The following is a 17,161-nucleotide window of genomic DNA, read 5'->3' as shown; positions in this document are numbered from 1 at the left end:
ACTCAGCGGCTCATCATCTCATCGAAGGCCTTTTGGGCAGCCTCGCCGTTCTTGACCCACCAATCCGCGTTCGAGAACACCGAAGTGCCGGCATTTTCGGGCGCGGTCGCCAGGGTCTTAAGGCGATCTTTGGGAATAAGGGCACCCTCGTATCCGGCAGGATTGACCGGGCCGTAGGCAATAAAATCGGTCAGCTTGGCCACGCGCGCCGGCTGCGTCATCGCCGCGATAAGCTTCATAGCAGCTTCCTTGTTCGGCGCCCCCTTCGGCACTCCGAGGCAGTCGGTGCCAATGACGGAACCCTTGAACGTGTAGTCGGCCGCGCCGCCGTCTTTTTTCACGGTCTCTGCCCGTCCGTTCCAGGTGATGACCAGATCCGCCTCACCGTCTTTCAGCAACTGCGCCGACTGAGCGCCCGAAGTCCACCACACGGCTACATTTGGTTTGATTGCTTCGAGCCGCTTGATGGCGCGATCCAAACCCTCCGGCGTGTTGAGCACGGAATAGATATCCACCGGGGCCACGCCGTCGGAGAGCAGCGCGATCTCGATCGAGTCTTGAGCATTGGCGCGCAGCGCGCGACGACCAGGAAACTTTGTAACGTCCCAGAACTCGGCCCAGTTCTTGGGCGGGTTCTCGCCATAGGTCTTGGTGTTCCAGGACATGACGGTGCCGTAAGAGTCGAACGGATAGCAGTAGTCTGATTTTGCGCCCTCCGGCACGGCCTTGGGATCGATGATCTTATAGTCAAGCGGCTCCAACAGCGATTGGGCGGCTGCCTGCGCGCCTTCCGGTGAGCCCAGATGAATTACGTCGGTCGTGACAGCACCCGAGGTGACCTGCATCTTCAAGGCGGCGAGGCCGTCGCTTAGGGTCTCCTCGTGGATATCGTATCCAAGCTCTTTTGCAGCGGGGCCCCACATGGCTTCCTTCATGGCGTTGCCATAGTCGCCACCCGCAGTCGTGATGGTGACCGTTTGAGCATGAACAGGCAAGGCAGCCGAGATTGCAAACGCTGTAAAGGACACACGTAGCCAGGACATAGGTTCTCCTCCCCATGGTTGATAGTGCTCGAAAGAGCGATTTTCCCGTAATCGTAACGTTACGATTGCACTCAATCAAAACCTGAGTCAAGCTACTATTAGCGGAAGCTTGGATTGACGGCGGTGTCGAATCCAGTAACGTCACGTCGCTCCAGCGGGAATTCAGCCGGCGATTTTAGCAGTGAAGGGGGGGCGACAATGGCCAATCTAAAACAGCTCGCGGCGGAACTTTCGCTTTCGGTGACGACGGTCTCCCGCGCACTCAAGGACGGACCAGAAGTCCATCCCTCGACCATTGCACGCGTAAAAGACGCGGCGAAACGGGTCGGTTATCTGCCAAATCACCACGGCTTCGCGCTCAAAACCGGCCGCACGCTGACGATAACGGCAGTATACCCGATGGAGACACAAGACCACCTGTCCGATCTGTTAAAGCTTCCCTTGATCGAGGGCATGACGCTGGCGGCGCGGCAAGCGGGTTATAATCTCTCCATCTATTCCACCACTCCGGATGACGATCCTGTCGAGAGTGTGCAGCGGCAGCTTCAAGCGCGCAGCACAGACGGACTAATCATCACGCGCATGGTGTCGGGCGATCCGCGCGTCAAGCTGCTGCTGGATGCAGGCATGCCATTCGTCACATTTGGAAGAACCGACTTGGGTACCCCTTATCCGTATGTCGATGTCGACAACGAACAGATTGCCTATGAGGCGACCCGACGGCTTGCGCACAGCGGCTGTCGACGCATTGCCCTGCAACTTCTCGTACCGGAGGATCAGGCGAGTGCCATGCGCCTTTCCGGGCATCAAAGGGCGCTGGCCGAGGCCGGTATTCCGATCGACCAGTCCCTGATCGGCCATGGCATGTTCACCATGGAATCCAGCGCCGCCTGGTTCGATCGTCTACTGGGGTCGCCAGATCCGCCGACGGGCTTGGCGTGCGCCAACGAGCTGGGCCTTCTAGGGGCGTTACATGTTCTTGGCAAAAGAGGTCTTGCGCTGGGGAGCGACGTCCATATTGTCACTCGGGACAGCACGCGGCTGGCGCGCTTCCTACCCGCCAAAATTGGAGTTCATTCTGTCGACATGACGGGGGTCGGGCGTACACTCGTCGAAGTACTGGAGAGGCGGATCGCTAATCCGCTTGGGCCGGTGGAGACGATCTTGTTCAAAGGTGAGTTCGAGCCGGGCGAATAGTCGAACCAGAAAACGGCGGACTTGAGATAGGACACGTCAAGGGCAAGCTCGCCATCACGGTCAAGTAGTAACTTCCAGCGCAGGACTCGTGCTGACGTTCACGACCCAGGAGGGCACGCGCCAGAAGTCGGTTCCTCCTCAAATTTTTCCTTAAACCGGATCCAATGTCCCATTTGTCCTATAAGCAAACGCAATTCTGGCTGAGGCGCGACCCAGAATTCGAAGCTCCAGAAATTCCGGCCAAACAGGACCTCTGTGGGTAGTTTGGTTGGACGCGCTTGCTCCATCACTGCCCCACCCGTCATTTCTGCAAAGTAAATCAGGGTTGTGTAAGGCGTGAGCCATCATGCCGCCCGGCGCTGCCGCAAACAGTAGGATCTAGTGTTTGGGTTCGGGAAGTCTTCAGACGCGGACTTCGATCCCTCGGATCCAACCCGATTGCTCAAGGCGACCAAGCGCGGCGACGTCGCTCAAGATAAGTCGGGTGTTGATGCCGACTTGCTCTATCGTCAGGTCCGCACCGTCGCAATTGACTACTTGGGAGCACAGAACGGGCTGTTGCTGATCTGGTCGGAATTCCGCCCTCAGCTTCCCCATCCTGATCGCCAACCACCGAGAGGAGCACTGATCGCGAGAACTCGAACCACGGGCTTAAAGCGTCAGGAACTCTCCCGCAGAAGGACCGCAGCGGTTCGTGCGCACATGGCCAGTGACACTGCACCTGGATCGGGATGGCCGATGCTGCGTTCCGCCAGCGGACGGGCGCGACCGAGCTTTGGGACGAGCGAGGATGTAGCATTAGCCGCCAGCGTCGCCGCGTGCGCAGCATCGCGCCAGGCTTGCGCCAAGGATTTTCCGGATGCGACCCTGTCTTCGAGCGTTTCCACGAACGGCACAAGCGCGTCGACCAGAGTCTTGTCACCGATGCGAGCGCCTCCCAACCGGGTCACGCTATCGAGCGCGAGGCGCGCTCCGAGGACCACCGCCTCCGTCGTCACGGACTCATCGTCCTTGAAGCTGCTGCTCCACGACCGAAGCAGCAGGCCCCAAATGGCCCCGGACGTGCCTCCTGCCCTGTCGGCCCAGGCGTCGCCTGCCGCAGCTAGAACGCTCGCGGCGCCGGCACCGGCTGCCGCGGTTACCGAAGCGGCGGCAGACGCGGCAGCCGAACCACGGCTCATGCCTTGCCCGTGATCGCCGTCGCCGGCTATGGCATCGATGCGGCCAAGATTCTTCTCGGCATCTTTGAGCATCGCCGCAAGGCTCTGCATCATGTTAGAGATACAAACGCCGCTTGCTTTGGAGGCTGCGGAAGCCGCCAGGTAGACCGGCTGTCCTTCCGGTTCATTTAGGACGTCGGTGGTCGGATTAGCGGCGATCACCGCGCCTCTGCGAAGAACCGGCGCGTCGCTTGGCGCGCGCCAATAGGCTTCCAATTCGTCATCAAGCCACAAAAAGCTCAGCGAACACCCCTGCATGTCCAAACTGGTGACGAATTCGCCGGCTTCGGGCTCGATCACCTCGAGCCCCTCCGACTTGAGATGCAATGCAATCGCGTGCCACAGCACGAAGAGTTCCTCGTATTTGGTCGAGCCCAGGCCATTGAGCAAGGCGGCTACCTTTTTCGCTCCCGCCGGGCGCTCGGCGACGAGGGTGCCGACAAGAAGTTTTGCCAGATCAGAGGCTGATGTTATGTCTTCCTCGCGGATCCCGGGTTCACCGTGAATGCCCAGACCCAACGCCATCTTTCCACAGGGAACGGTAAACAGCGGAGCAGCGGCGCCTGGCAGCGTGCATCCTTTGAAGGCCACACCGAAAGTACCAGTGCGGCTGTTGGCATGGCGGGCAATACGCTCCACCTCGTCCATCGGCAGGCCAGCCTCGGCTGCGGCGCCCGCAATCTTGAACACGATAGCGGTGCCGGCGATGCCGCGCCGCTTGGCAACCGCATCTGCGGGCGAACTGGCAATATCGTCAGTCACCGGCAAGAGCCGGACGTCGATGCCCTCAGCCCGCAATCGTTCCGCCGCCACGCCGAAATTCAGGACGTCGCCGGCGTAGTTGCCGAAGCCGAGCAGAATTCCACCGCCTTGGTCTGCATGCCGGCATACGCGCGCTACGGCGGCGGTCGACGGGGAGGCGAAGACATCGCCGGCAACCGCGGCATCGGCCAGGCCTGGGCCAACATAACCCGCGAAGGCGGGATAGTGCCCCGAGCCGCCTCCGACAACGACGGCGACCTTGCCTTTCGGCACCTCGGTCGAGCGCACCACACCGCCCTTGATTAAGCGAACATGCCGGCCATGGACGGCACAAAAGCCGGCAAGCGCCGCCGAAGCGAAATCTTCTGGAGCGTCGCAAATGGTGGTCATCGCGCAGTCTCCCCATTGCTTGGCACTGTCTTGGGGAGAATGCGCCTCAGATAGTCGCGGTTGGCCGCACTGACAGACAGGCCGTCTCCGCCATAGTGTTCGCAAAGGAAGGGGCTTGCAAAACCGTGGTCGAGCGCAAGGCTTATGGCGACACGATAATTGACGATACCCGTCTCAAGGGGAGCTGGATGCGTGATGATCGCGCCGGAAACAGGATCTTCAACGCGGGTATAATTCTTCACGTGCCAGTATTTGGCGTATGGCGCAACCTTGTCGATCATCTCCAGCCAGTGCTCGACGGGCCTGTGCAGGCGAATGAGGTTGCCGACATCGGCGTTGATCCCGACATTTGGCAAACCGACATCGGTGACGAAGCGAACAGAGCTTTCGGCCGTTCCAAGATAGGTGTCCTCATACATTTCGAGCGACAATTCGATGCCGAGCTCCTCTGCGTGGCGGCCGAGTTCGCGGATGCGCGCCACGGCTTTCCTCCATACCTGCGGATCGTCGGGATTCCTGACACCATCCACCGTCCAGAACCACAGCGCGGCCTTCTGGGCATCCGTCAACGGCCCAAACAGACCTAACGATACGGAGCCGGCGCCGATCCGTGCCGCCGTCTCGATGACGCGATGGCTATAGGCGAGGTGCACATCGCCATGTTCGGGGTCGATGACGCTTCGCCGCGACGTGGAGATCGCGGGAATCGCGAGATTGAGCGAACTTGCCAATTTCACGAAATCATCCAGCCGCACGGCTGAGAGATCGGCCAGCCTTAGCCAGCTGTCGGTCGGATCGAGTTCAGTGAAGCCGGCATCCACGACATCCGCAAGCGTGGCTTGCCACTCCTCGACACTTTGATCCTGGACCGATCGGCCGTCGCGCATGACATTTGGATACTGGATCATGGCTGCGGCTATCGGCCAATCGTGTCTGTTCCAGTTCCTCGGTGGGATAGGCACGGGAACCTCCATTAGGGGGTAAAAAGCTGCGAGTGTCAGGTTGAGCTCAAGACGGGTTTTCGCTTGGGCCCTGCTGCAAGTCCGGCCTGATCAATCGTCTGCGCGATATCCCCAGTACCCACATCAGCAAGGGGGACAAGAGAAGAAGGCAGCCGATTGCCATCAGCGTGGATACGAGACCGTTCGACCAGAAAATGCTAAGCTTTCCAGAAGATAGCAGCATCGATTGGCGAAACGCGTCTTCCGCCTTGTCTCCCAGCACCATAGCCAGAACCAGCGGGGCGAGCGGATAGTCGAGCTTCTTGAAAATGTAGCCGAGCAGGCCAAACAGAACGACCAACCAGACGTCAGTGAGAGAGTTGCTTACCTGGTAAGCGCCACTGAAGATGACCGCCACGATGACCGGACCGATGACGGTGAACGGCACCCGCAGGATCGAGGCGTAAAGAGGCACGGTAGCGATCACCAATATGACCGCGACGATATTGCCGAGATACATACTTGCAATCAGACCCCAGACGAAGTCCGGACGTTCGACGAACAGCATGGGGCCCGGGGTGAGGCCCCAGATCATCAGGCCACCCATCATGACCGCCGCCGTGGCCGAGCCTGGCACGCCCAGGGCCAGCATCGGCAGTAGCGCCGACGTTCCAGCCGAATGATCCGCGGTTTCCGGCGCGATGATGCCGCGCGGGTCACCCTTGCCGAACATCGACTTGTCGCGCGCCGAACGGCTGGCCAGGCCATAGCTCATAAAGGAGGCGGCGGTCGGACCTGCGGGCGTGATGCCCATCAGGATGCCGATGAAAATCGAGCGCAGAACCGTGAACCAGTACCGCGGCAGTTCCAGCAGCGTCTTGCCGACCTCTGAAATCTGGACACGGGCCTTGATGCCTTCGAAGCGCAGCCCCTCTTCAGTGGTCAAGAGGAGTTCGCCGATGCCGAATAGCCCCATCACCGCGATCAGGAAGCTGATACCCTTGATCAGTTCGGGAATGTCGAAGGTCAGGCGAAGGTTGCCTGATATGGTGTCCATGCCCACCGAAGCGAGGGCAAAGCCCAGCATCATCGATACCAGCGTCTTGAACGGCGCGCTGGAGCCCATCGAGATGAAACTGGCGAAGGCGAGAAAATAGATGGCAAAATATTCAGGCGACGAGAACCGCAGAGCAAAATCCGCCACCCATCCAGAAAGCAACGTGATCATCACGACGCCTGCGAGCGCGCCAACGCCAGCGGAGACAAATGCAAGTGTCAGCGCGCGGCTGGCCTGGCCGGCCTTCGCCATCGGGTAACCGTCAAAAGTCGTGGCGACCGACGAGGGTTCGCCCGGTATGTTGAACAGGATTGAGGTCGTCGACCCCCCGAATAGAGCGCCCCAATACATGCAGGACAGCAGGATGATTCCCGAGATCGGGTCCATCGAGAACGTCAACGGCAGCAGGAGCGAGACGCCGTTCGGGGCACCGAGCCCTGGCAGCACTCCCACCAGGATACCAAGCGTGACGCCGACCATCATCAGCAGCACGTGCTGAAAGCTCAGGATATGGCCGAAGCCTTCAAAAAGCAGGCCGATGTTGCCCATTGCTGTTCCTCCCCAGGACGCTTGCTGGACTGCGGATCAATAGATGCCGAACCACGCCTCGACCGGCCCTTTGAGAAGAGGAACTTTGAAGCCCATCTCGAAGACGACGAAGAAAAATGCTGCCACAGCCAGTCCCGACGGGAGCGCGATCCACCATTTGTACTTGCCCTGGAAATGCATCGCGCACGCTATGTACAGCGCGGTTCCGACGTAGAGGCCAAGGAAACTGGAGACTGCTGCGTAAGCGAGGAGCGGCAGCAGAAAGGACGCGACCGATTTGATGCGTCGCGCATCCAGCAAGATCTCCCCGAGCTTTCGATGCCTTGTCACCGCCAGCAAAATGTTCATGGCGCTGCCGAAGACAATCAGAAGGCCGACGTAGAAGGGGAAATAGCCGGCATCCGGCCCCATTTCGGTCCAGCCGGCACCTGCCTCGGTTGAGCCGTAGCACACTGCCACCCCTAATGCGGCTGTTGCTGCTGCGACCACGACCTCCGTCGCAAAGCGAGAGATGCCTCTGGTGCCGTCGCTGCTCATTGGCCGACCTTCTGGTAGGGGGCAAGCGCCCGAAGGACGCTCGCGCTTGTGTCGAAAGATGTCAGTTGGCGAGCCAACCCTCGCGCTTGAGGACCTCGCTCACCGAAGCTTCATCCGACTTTATGAAATCGGCGAACTGCCCGCCACTCATGTAGCCCGAAGACTGCGAGGTGTCGGCGAGGTACTTGGCCCATTCTGGCGTCTCGGAAACTTTCTTGAGGACATTGGCGTAGAAGTCGACCACATCCTGGTCTACGCCAGCGGGAAGCCACACGGTGCGCGGCATGTTGTAGTCCGCGATTGGAATGCCCGTGTCCTTGCATGTCGGGATATCGGCCCAACTTGCGTCACCAGCGATCTTGGCGTCATTCTTCAACTTTTCCGATTTGAAGACGCAGAGCGGCTTCACCATGCCCGCCTGCCACTGGCCGAGATTTTCGCTGGGATTGTTGACATTGGCCGCGACATGTCCGCCCGCGAGTTGGACCGCAGCTTCGCCGCCGCTCTTGTAAGGAACATAGCCGAGATTGGCGCCGGTCGCCTCGTTGATCAGGCTGGTCAGGATCTGATCGGTATCCTTGGACTGGCTGCCGGCGACCTTGAGTTCGCCTCCTGCTTCCTTCGCCTTCGCGACGAAATCGGCTGCCGTCTTGTAGTCCGCCTTGCCATTTACCCAGAGAATGAATTCGTCGGCGGCAAGTGCAGCCACTGGCGTCAGATCGGCCGAAGTGTAGGGCACTTTCGCACGGATCGGCAGCAGATAAGCATTGTTGGTACCGAAGGCGAGCTTGAAACTATCCCCCTTAGCCGTCGCCGTATAGACAAAGCCCTCGGCGCCGCCGGCGCTGCCTTTGTTGGTAACAATCACTGGCGCCTTCATTAAATTGTACTTGCCAATGATCGACTGGATCGTTCTTGCGAAAATGTCGGTGCCACCGCCGGCTCCGGCCGTAACGACGAACTCAACTGGCCTGTCTGGATCGAAAGCCAGAGCCGGCGTGGCCGTCGCGAGAGCCGCAACCAGGATCGTTGCTCTCGATATTGAAGTTCTCATGACAGTCCTCCCTTTGAAAAAACCGGCGCGGAGCCCTCCCGAAACGCCGGCATGCGTGATCTAGAATCAGGCTGCCGCGGACAGGCCAGCACTTCGCCGGGCCATCCGGGCCGCGAGCAGCACCGCCTCACGGCTGGCGCCGACGTCGGCGATACCCTTGCCAGCGATGTCATAGGCCGTGCCGTGAGCGGGCGTGCACAGCGGAAAAGGCAGCCCGCCCATCATGGTAACGCCCTTGTCGAAGCCCATCAGCTTCATCGCGATCTGACCCTGGTCGTGATACATGGTCAGCACAGCCTGGAAGCCTTCTTTCAGGGCCCGCAGGAATACGGTATCGGCCGGGAATGGACCTTCTACGTTCAACCCCAGCGCTTTCGCCTTTGCCACGGCCGGTTCTATGATTTCGATCTCCTCCATGCCAAAGCTGCCGCCATCGCCAGCGTGCGGGTTGAGGCCTGCGACCGCTATGCGCGGATTGTCATAGCCAGCGTCCCTGAGGCATCCGTATGTCAATTGCAGTTCGGACAGGATGAGATCGACCGATAGGCTGGACGAAACTTCGGCAAGCGGGATGTGCGAGGTCACGCGCGCGTTCCAAACCTTGTCCAGGACGTTGAACTCCCGGACCTTGCCGGTGAAGCCGATCACATCGGCAACGAAGCGTATCTCGTCATCGTAGCCTGGATAGGCGAACCGCATCGCTTTCTTGTTGAAGGGCGTGAAGCAGACGCCATTGACCTTTCCAGCATTCGCCAGCTCCAGGGCCGTACGAAAGTTGCGGGTCGCGAATGTTCCTCCAATCAGAGTGGCCTCGCCTCGCTTCACGTCACCGGGATCAAGATGGCGCAGATCGATAAAGGCGTGACTGCCGGAATCCGCCCCTTCCAGCCCGTTAAATGGGACCATTTCAATATCGAGTGCCACGCCGGCAACGCGAGCGCCTTCGTCCAGAACGCGACGGTCGCCGACCACGACGAGCTTCGCTGCGTCAAGCACTTCAGGCAGCGCAACGAGCCGCGCCGTCAGTTCGGCACTTACGCCGGCTGGATCGCCCATCGCGAGCGCTAGCACCGGACGCGAGCCAGCCTCAACCGCAGTAGCCATCATTTCCTCTCCGTTTCACTCTGCATACACAGCGCAGCAGCCTGCATCAAGTCCTTTGTATGCTGTATGCAGCATTTTTAGTTCCTTGACGCCAACTTCTGGAGATTCCATGCTGCGGCCGCAAAAAGAATCGCGAGGTGGACCGTTGGAGTCTTCCTATTGGGGTGCAGGTTTGATGGACGAGACCATTCCCGTTGAACGCCAGCGTAGCGCCGGAGGTCCGATTCAACGCACCGTGCTTCACGAAACCATCGTCAACCATCTGCGCGACATGATTATCGAGGGCGATCTTGCCCCCGGCACGCGTCTTCACGAGGGCCAATTGGGCGAACAACTGGGGGTTTCGCGAACGCCGCTGCGGGAGGCCATCAAATATCTGGCCAGTGAGGGCCTGGTCGAACTGGTGCCTAGCCGAGGGGCTGTCGTAAAGCGTTTCGGGGCCAAGGAAGTTCAAGACATGCTGACCGTCTTGCAGGCAATGGAGGAGTTGGCAGGAAGATTGGCCTGCGATCTCGCCTCGGACGCGCAGGTCGCGGCAATTCGGGCAACCCATGACGAAATGATCCGATGCTATAAGGCCAAGGATCGGATGCAATATTACAAGTTAAACCAGCAGATACACTCCATGATCGTCGCCTTGTCAGACAATACGACGCTGATCGACATCCACGGCACTCTGCAGACGCGACTGAAGCGCATTCGCTTCGTTGGCCATGAGGGTCCGGAGAATTGGGCTGCCGCCGTATCCGAACACAATGAGATGATCGCCGCACTTGAACTGCGCGACAAAGATAGATTGTCGAAGGTTCTGGGATGCCATCTCCAAAGGGCGTGGGAGCGCGTCCGGTCGATACTGTGAAGTCGTGTCGGTGGCGCTGCCGACATCCCCGGCTTCGTCGAGAGCCTCGCGGTGATTTCCTCCTGGTTGATACCTGCCGTAGGGCGGCCGCAAAAGGAAAGAATGGAGAGAGGATCAGACGTTGGGATGACGCTACCCCGGCACAGACCGCCCTTTTTGCTGGCTAGACTTCACGGCTGAGTTGAAACCGTCCAGCTCCTCGCCGATCTCGACAAGGGCCTTTCTGACTGTCTCCTCGATTTCCTGTCGTTTCTTCGGCGGCATCAGGCCCAGCCCGTTCAGCATCGCTTCGCGCCAGTGCAGCCCCCTGCCCCACGCTTCCGAGAACGCTGTTGCAAGGTCGTCCTTGCGACGGGTGGCCTCCAGCGCCTCGATAAGGATGCTGGCCTGATGGACGTCCTTTTCGCGCTTGGCGACGCCGTTTGCATCTGATTGCCTGCGAGAAGCGACGATGAGCTTGTGAACTGCATAGCGTTCCGGCGACGGCACGGTTACAGGCACCCCTGACCGATGCAGCATCACTGTCCGGATGGGCTCGTGGATCAGGAAATCAAGGAAACGTAAGGGCTGCGCCGAAGCTCCGCCCAGTGCTGGCATCGGAGTGGCATGGTCGGTGTAGTCATCGGATCCCCGGTTCGGCGTAAGGAATTCAACCTTGTACCTCGTTGCATTCTCGAATTGCGTCGCGTGTCCGGGATCCGACCTGTGAGGAATCTCCCTGAAGGTTGGGTCAACCTCTCTCAAAATTTCCAGGATCGGCGGCAGGCTGTCTTCGACTGACGACGAGGTCGAGTAGTGCTGCGCGAAATCGGCATCGCCGGTTTGCAATGAGGCACCGGGCAATCTCACGCCGAGATGTCCCGCATACGTCTGGAAGGCAACCGTACCGACGAGCACGCCTCTCAGGCGGAAGATTCCTGCTGCTCCCATTGCTCCAACGACATCTCCAGTGAACCGGTCCGGTGCAGTCAGCCCTGCTTCGCGAGTCAGTGTGGAGACGAGTTTCCGTCGGCTGCGGAGGTCTTCCTTAATCTCTTGGAAGGCTGCAACGCGTTTCATGATCTCGGGATCGTCGGACGGGCCGACATACTTCCGCGTTTTCTTGGGCTGGGTTTCCTCAAAATACCAATAATCCCGCCCCTTCACCGGAACCCGGACGAAATTTCCCACCGTTGAGAAGTCGGTTTCGAACGATGCATCAAGGCAGCGCTGAACGAGTTCCGCATACATCGTGCGATAAACGAGATCGACCGTCTTCATGCGCCGGCTCCGTTATAAGAAAAATGCGTTTCTCTTATAACGGGATGAACTCAAGCGGCGCAAGCGGTGGTTATAAGAAAATTGCAGAGGTCTTATAACAACGCCGGATCACCCAGGGTTCACGCAGACCCGTCATGCCGTACATGACCGGCCGGACGTGCGAACTGGTCATCGGCCGCAAGCAGGAGACCCCTGTAGTCTCCGAGATCTGCGATTGGATGGATGCCGAATTCACCACCGATATGAAGCGCGTCGACGCGCAGTATCCTGGCCTCGGATTTGGTGCCGATCCAGCGCGCCAGGAAAATGTCCGTAATCCGATCAGGAGTTCATCGCATCCCGCATCGTGCGGCGGATTCTGACAAGGTGCTTCTCCATTACTCCAACGGCTGCGGCGGCATCGCGCTTTTCAAAGCCGTCGGTAATTCGGGTGTGATCGCGGACGCTCAGTGACACGGCGCCGTCCGCCAAAAGCACCCGGCGGCGGAATTCCAGGCCGAACGAATACATCTCGTGCGAAAATCGGCCAGAAGCGGATTGCCGCCGGCCCGATAGATGGCGTCGTGGAATTCGGCGTCGGAAATCTGGATCCGGATGGGATCATGCGTCATTTGGCGCTGCGCCTCGACCAGTCGTCTCAGGCGTTGAATTCCGGCATCGTCCATGCGCTCGACGGCGAGACGAACTGTCGGCAATTCCACGAGGCGCCGTGCCTCGTAGACTTCTGCGCCGACGAGCTGGGTTCATTTCGTCCACCTCCGGCGTGCGACGCACGACCACACGCCATCGGTCGTCGTGCTCCTGCGGCGCAGGCGTGGATCGGGATCGCGCGTTTCATCGCAGTCGAGCTCAGCCCACGGCCTAGCGCCGCGTGCCGATGGCGTGCCTCCGCCAACCGCTCGCAAGCAACGCAGCGCGTTCGGCGATCGGGGCGGGTGTCAAGAGTACCAGCGCGCGTCTCCCAGTCGCGCTCGCGATAGCCGTTGCGCTGGGTCGTGCGCAACGGGTTCTCCTCGCCATAGGCGGCACCGGTGGCCGCGCCGACCTCCAGCCCATCAGTCGCTCGGCGGCAAAGCCAATCATCTCGCGCAAGAGATCGGAATCTGGAGTCTTCTCCACGAACCCGCGAGGTTCATCATATCGTCGGTCATCGATGGTTCCTTCGAATGAGGTTGGTGTCAGCAACCCGACCTTATCGGCGACCTGTCGATGACCACCGCGCGATCGAGGGCGCCCGCGAACGGCTTCACTACTGGCGAGCTACACCACCTGTGGGGACACGACCGGACGCTTACGTCGATTGCACGCCTGACGCGGTGCCGGTGGTATCCGGGATGGATGCATTGGGAGGGCTTTTTCTGGCAGCGGGCTGCTCCGGTCACGGCTTTCGGCCTTGGCGCAGGGGTCGGTCATCTCGCCGCGGAATTGATGACTAATGAGACGCCAAGCGTCGATCTGACCTCCTTCCGGCTTGCGCGCTGAGCGATGGTTTTGAGACAAAGATCTCGTCACTTTGAGGCCGAGGTACGACGTCGAAGCCAATGCTATGACATCCTGCGCCGCGCCGGGATGAGCGCACTCTTGTTCGAGGTGAAATGCGCGTGGACTGAATTACCCGAGAGTTTGACTGGCGAGGGCATAGGTCACCGGTGCAACGGCGCCGTCGACGGCAAAATCGGCGATGCGCTTGCCCAGCGACATGGTCAGCACCGTGTCAAAGACCGGCATTCCAGCGTGCGACAGAAACGCGGCGAACTCGCCATTGTCCATGTGGGTGTCGATCCGCAGGAAAGACCCCGAATGGTCGGCGACGTGTGGCCGAACGATCGCCACGGCATCGGCATCGCTGTCCGCCACGACCGGGCCCACGACATGGCCTCGCCCGAACGGCCGACAGAGCGCGAACGCATTCAGCGCGTCACCCCTGAAAAGACCATAACCGGCCGAGTGTGCAAAAAGCTTCTCGATGAGCGCCGCCCGCCTCACGCCAAACGCTGCCGCATCGAGCGCGACCACGGCGGGAATATCATCTGCCACCAAACTTCGGACATCGCCTCGGATATTTGCCAGCCCAACGATCGTATGCGCACGGACGATTCCCTGGCATTGATAGACGGTCTTTTCCGGCTCGAAGTCGAGCGAGAGATAGAGTCGCCTTGCCGCCCGCGTCGCATTGAGGCGCAGATCGCGCCCGGCGACCTTCTCGAAGACCCGCTTCATCAGCCATTGCCCGGCGCCGAGCGTCTGCAGGCGCGGCGAGGTGATGACCATGCCTACGGTTGCGAAATCGGTACCATGCGCGAACCACATGGCCGAACCGAGGACCCGGCCGATCTCATCGAGCGCCACGAAGCCATGTCCCGACTGGCGCAGGAATTGCCAGTCTTCAGCGCGATGCGGCCATCCCACGGAAAGCGAGAGTGCGTGCAAACGGTCCAGTTCAACGCCTTCGATGTCGCCAATCCGCATCGAGAAAGTATCGATTTTCAAACTTCCGGACGGCTTCAATTCCGTGCCCCTGCAAGATTTCCGCTCCAGAGCGCCACGGCTGGTGGCTACCCTCTGCCTGCCAACGCTAAACGAGCAGACCGGTACGATTTGCTCGAAAGCCATGCGGCAACGCTAGATTCAACTGAAACACTTCCGCTTTCGGCACGCAATCGCGAAAGAACGCGCACATCCTCTGCCGAAATCGGTCGGCCGACGGCATGGATCCCGGCGAACCGAAATTCTCTGAGGGCTGGAATGGACGTCTTCGACATCCTCGACCGTCTCGTCGCCTTTCCATCGGTCGCCGGCAGGCCGAACGGCGACATCGTCGGATGGATCAAGACCCATCTTGCTGAACACCGAGTTCAGGTCACCGTGCTTCCGGGGCCGGAAGGCGATCGTTCCAATCTTTTCGCGACGATCGGCCCCGCCGATGCCCCGGGCTATGTCCTGTCCGGCCACATGGATGTCGTCCCCGCCGGCGAGCCGCAATGGAGCTCGGACCCGTTCACATTGCGCCGGGAGGGCGAGCGGCTCTACGGGCGCGGCGCCACCGACATGAAAGGGTTTCTTGCGGCGGTGCTGGCGGCCGTTCCCGTGCTGGCGAAACGGCGTCTCGCCAGGCCGATCCATGTCGCTTTATCCTACGACGAGGAAATTGGCTGCCGCGGCGTGCCGCATCTGATCGCCCGGCTTCCCGAACTTTGCGCGAAACCGCTCGGCGTCATCGTCGGCGAGCCGAGCGGCATGCGGGCCGTGCGCGGCCACAAGGGCAAAGCAGCCGCCCGTGTCACCATCCATGGGCGGTCCGGCCATTCTTCCCGCCCCGACCTCGGGCGCAACGCAATCCACGCCATGGCCGAAACGCTGCGCGTCGTCGTGAGCGAAGCCGAGCGCCTGACACACGGGCCGTTCGATCCGACTTTCGAGCCGCCCTATTCCTCGCTTCAGGCGGGAGTGATCAAGGGTGGACAGTCGGTCAACATCATCCCCGACATCTGCACGCTGGACCTGGAAGCGCGTGCCATCCCCGGCACAGACCCGGCCAGCCTGCTGGCGCCGGTCAAGGCCGGTGCGGAGGCCTGCGCAGTCGACGGCCTTCGCGTCGAGTGGACGCCGCTCAGCGCCTATCCGGCGATGTCGTTGCCACAGGACGCGCCGCTGGCGGCGTTGTTGCAAGAGCTGACCGGCCAAGTGCCGCTCGCCGCCGTCAGCTACGGCACGGAGGCAGGGCTTTACCAGGCCGCGGCGCTGAATGCCATCATCTGCGGGCCCGGCGATATCGACCGCGCCCACAAGCCGGACGAATACATTCTCGCCGACGAACTCGCCGCCTGCCAACGATTGATCGAGGCACTGGGCGCCCGCTGCATGGTTTGAGAGGAATGTGATGGCTTTCCTGTTCAACTCCGACGCGCGGCGCGGCGCGATCTTCGCCGAGGCCTTCGCGAAGGAATTGCCGGACCTTCCCTTCGCCACGGATGCCGCGACGGTTGATCCCGACGCGGTGCGCTATCTGATCACCTGGACCGTGCCGGAAAACCTCGCCCGCTACCGCAATCTGGAAATCCTGTTTTCCATCGGCGCAGGCGTCGATCAGTTCCGCTTCGATGCGGTGCCCGCGACGGTGAAGGTCGTGCGCATGATCGAGGAAGGCATCGTGCGCATGATGCAGGAATATGTGACGCTTGCCGTGCTCGCGCTCCACCGCAACCTGCCTGGATATCTGGCGCAGCAGCGCGGCCGTGAATGGGCAGATATCGCACAGCTTCAGGCCGCGTCGCGCCGGGTTTGCGTGCTCGGCCTCGGGCAGCTTGGCCAGGCCGCCCTTGACCAGCTGAAGCCCTTCGGCTTCCCGCTTGCTGGGTGGAGCCGCTCGCCGCGGCGGATCGAAGGCGTGACCTGTCACCATGGCCAATCCGGGCTGAACGAGATGCTCGCGGCCAGCGACATTTTGATCTGCCTGCTGCCGCTAACCGAAGAGACGCGCGGTTTCCTCGATGCTGGCCTGTTTGCAAAACTGCCCAAGGGCGCGGCGCTCGTCCACACCGGCCGGGGGCCGCAGCTCGATCACCAGGCCCTTGTCGCCGCGCTCGACGGCGGCCAACTTTCGGCGGCGATGATCGACGTCACCGATCCCGAACCGCTGCCGGCCGGCCATCCTTTCTGGTCGCATCCAAAGATCATCCTGACCCCGCATGTCGCCAGCGTCACCCAGCCGGCGACCGCTGCGCGCGCCGTCATCGAAAACATCCGACGCCATCGCGCCGGTCTCGACCCCATCGGGCTCGTCGACCGTTCGCGCGGCTATTGAAGTTCAACATGAAAGGCTATCCTTTGTCCCTGCTCAAGACCGTCGACACCAGCCCTACCTTCCAGCCGCGCGAATCCGGGGCGCTGCCCGAACGGCTGATTTCCGGCAACCCCGCCTTCAAGACCTGGGCGCAGGATGTCGCCAAGGACGATCTCGTCCATACCGGCGTCTGGGAGGCGACGCCTGGCGAAACGCGCTCGATCAAGGGCGAGACTTTCGAGTTCTGCCACATCCTCACCGGCGTGATTGAAATCACGCCTGACGACGGCGAGCCGGTGATCTACCGCGCGGGCGACAGCTTTGTGATGAAACCTGGCTTCACCGGGGTTTGGAAGACCATCGAGACGGTCCGCAAGATCTACGTGACCGTAGGGTAACGGGAGC

The 17,161-nt window shown here is 60.8% G+C and carries 15 protein-coding genes and 3 pseudogenes; 7 read left to right on the top strand and 11 right to left on the bottom strand.

Features of this window, described 5'->3' with window-relative positions:
- Positions 1 to 2: 2 nt before the first annotated feature.
- Positions 3 to 1,043: an ABC transporter substrate-binding protein gene (locus FJ428_RS22240; RefSeq protein WP_140880198.1), complete on the bottom strand. Its 1,041-nt coding sequence runs from the start codon at positions 1,041 to 1,043 to the stop codon at positions 3 to 5.
- Between the two features lie 198 nt (positions 1,044 to 1,241).
- Here FJ428_RS22240 and FJ428_RS22235 point away from each other — a divergent pair, with 198 nt between their 5' ends.
- Positions 1,242 to 2,240 (top strand): LacI family DNA-binding transcriptional regulator, encoded by a 999-nt coding sequence (locus FJ428_RS22235; RefSeq protein WP_140880197.1) that lies wholly within the window; start codon positions 1,242 to 1,244, stop codon positions 2,238 to 2,240.
- A gap of 659 nt (positions 2,241 to 2,899) precedes the next feature.
- Here the strand turns inward: FJ428_RS22235 and FJ428_RS22230 are convergent.
- From FJ428_RS22230 to FJ428_RS22205, 6 genes are all read right to left on the bottom strand, one after another.
- On the bottom strand, positions 2,900 to 4,612 hold the full coding sequence (locus tag FJ428_RS22230; RefSeq protein ID WP_140880196.1) for a dihydroxyacetone kinase family protein: 1,713 nt from the start codon (positions 4,610 to 4,612) through the stop codon (positions 2,900 to 2,902).
- A complete protein-coding gene (locus FJ428_RS22225; RefSeq protein ID WP_140880302.1) occupies positions 4,609 to 5,568 on the bottom strand; it encodes a sugar phosphate isomerase/epimerase family protein in 960 nt (319 codons plus the stop codon). The genes FJ428_RS22230 and FJ428_RS22225 overlap by 4 nt, the downstream gene beginning before the upstream one ends.
- Positions 5,569 to 5,620: 52 nt before the next feature.
- Positions 5,621 to 7,159, bottom strand: a complete 1,539-nt coding sequence (locus tag FJ428_RS22220) for a tripartite tricarboxylate transporter permease (RefSeq protein WP_140880195.1) — start codon at positions 7,157 to 7,159, stop codon at positions 5,621 to 5,623.
- Positions 7,160 to 7,195: 36 nt separating this feature from the next.
- The gene (locus FJ428_RS22215; protein ID WP_140880194.1) at positions 7,196 to 7,696 is read right to left on the bottom strand and encodes a tripartite tricarboxylate transporter TctB family protein; all 501 of its coding nucleotides are present in this window, start codon (positions 7,694 to 7,696) and stop codon (positions 7,196 to 7,198) included.
- A 61-nt stretch (positions 7,697 to 7,757) separates the two neighbouring features.
- Positions 7,758 to 8,750: a tripartite tricarboxylate transporter substrate binding protein gene (locus FJ428_RS22210; RefSeq protein ID WP_140880193.1), complete on the bottom strand. Its 993-nt coding sequence runs from the start codon at positions 8,748 to 8,750 to the stop codon at positions 7,758 to 7,760.
- Between the two features lie 66 nt (positions 8,751 to 8,816).
- Positions 8,817 to 9,854: a 4-hydroxythreonine-4-phosphate dehydrogenase PdxA gene (locus FJ428_RS22205; RefSeq protein ID WP_140880301.1), complete on the bottom strand. Its 1,038-nt coding sequence runs from the start codon at positions 9,852 to 9,854 to the stop codon at positions 8,817 to 8,819.
- A gap of 175 nt (positions 9,855 to 10,029) precedes the next feature.
- Here FJ428_RS22205 and FJ428_RS22200 point away from each other — a divergent pair, with 175 nt between their 5' ends.
- Positions 10,030 to 10,713, top strand: coding sequence for a GntR family transcriptional regulator (locus FJ428_RS22200; protein WP_140880192.1), 684 nt, complete (start codon positions 10,030 to 10,032; stop codon positions 10,711 to 10,713).
- Positions 10,714 to 10,845: 132 nt separating this feature from the next.
- Here the strand turns inward: FJ428_RS22200 and FJ428_RS22195 are convergent, their stop codons facing one another.
- Positions 10,846 to 11,973: a GSU2403 family nucleotidyltransferase fold protein gene (locus tag FJ428_RS22195; protein WP_140880191.1), complete on the bottom strand. Its 1,128-nt coding sequence runs from the start codon at positions 11,971 to 11,973 to the stop codon at positions 10,846 to 10,848.
- A gap of 134 nt (positions 11,974 to 12,107) precedes the next feature.
- Between FJ428_RS22195 and FJ428_RS22190 the strand changes: the two genes are divergently transcribed.
- Positions 12,108 to 12,335, top strand: a complete 228-nt coding sequence (locus FJ428_RS22190; protein ID WP_140880190.1) for a hypothetical protein — start codon at positions 12,108 to 12,110, stop codon at positions 12,333 to 12,335.
- Between the two features lie 84 nt (positions 12,336 to 12,419).
- Here FJ428_RS22190 and FJ428_RS22185 read toward each other — a convergent pair.
- Both FJ428_RS22185 and FJ428_RS22180 read right to left on the bottom strand, forming a co-directional pair.
- A pseudogene (locus tag FJ428_RS22185) lies at positions 12,420 to 12,686 on the bottom strand (FCD domain-containing protein); the annotation flags it as partial.
- Between the two features lie 218 nt (positions 12,687 to 12,904).
- A pseudogene (locus FJ428_RS22180) lies at positions 12,905 to 13,124 on the bottom strand (transposase); the annotation flags it as partial.
- A 141-nt stretch (positions 13,125 to 13,265) separates the two neighbouring features.
- Here FJ428_RS22180 and FJ428_RS30760 point away from each other — a divergent pair.
- Positions 13,266 to 13,490: pseudogene (locus FJ428_RS30760) on the top strand (D-amino-acid oxidase); the annotation flags it as partial.
- A 94-nt stretch (positions 13,491 to 13,584) separates the two neighbouring features.
- Here the strand turns inward: FJ428_RS30760 and FJ428_RS22170 are convergent.
- Entirely contained in the window at positions 13,585 to 14,442 is an 858-nt protein-coding gene (locus FJ428_RS22170) for a GNAT family N-acetyltransferase (protein ID WP_181167372.1), read from the bottom strand.
- Between the two features lie 276 nt (positions 14,443 to 14,718).
- On the opposite strand from FJ428_RS22170, the gene argE reads away from it, so the two are divergent.
- From argE to FJ428_RS22155, 3 genes are read left to right on the top strand one after another with little or no spacing between them, the layout of a single operon-like run.
- A complete protein-coding gene (gene argE, locus FJ428_RS22165) occupies positions 14,719 to 15,843 on the top strand; it encodes an acetylornithine deacetylase (protein WP_140880187.1) in 1,125 nt (374 codons plus the stop codon).
- A 10-nt stretch (positions 15,844 to 15,853) separates the two neighbouring features.
- A complete protein-coding gene (locus tag FJ428_RS22160) occupies positions 15,854 to 16,777 on the top strand; it encodes a glyoxylate/hydroxypyruvate reductase A (protein ID WP_140880186.1) in 924 nt (307 codons plus the stop codon).
- Positions 16,778 to 16,800: 23 nt separating this feature from the next.
- Positions 16,801 to 17,154 carry a cupin domain-containing protein gene (locus tag FJ428_RS22155; RefSeq protein ID WP_140880300.1) on the top strand — a complete coding sequence of 118 codons (354 nt, stop codon included), beginning with the start codon at positions 16,801 to 16,803 and terminating at the stop codon, positions 17,152 to 17,154.
- Positions 17,155 to 17,161: the final 7 nt, after the last annotated feature.

Source organism: Mesorhizobium sp. B2-8-1, from assembly GCF_006440955.1.
In the GTDB taxonomy this organism is placed as follows: domain Bacteria; phylum Pseudomonadota; class Alphaproteobacteria; order Rhizobiales; family Rhizobiaceae; genus Mesorhizobium.
The sequence above is the reverse complement of the archived record's forward strand: the minus strand, read 5'-3'. Positions and strand labels throughout refer to the sequence as shown.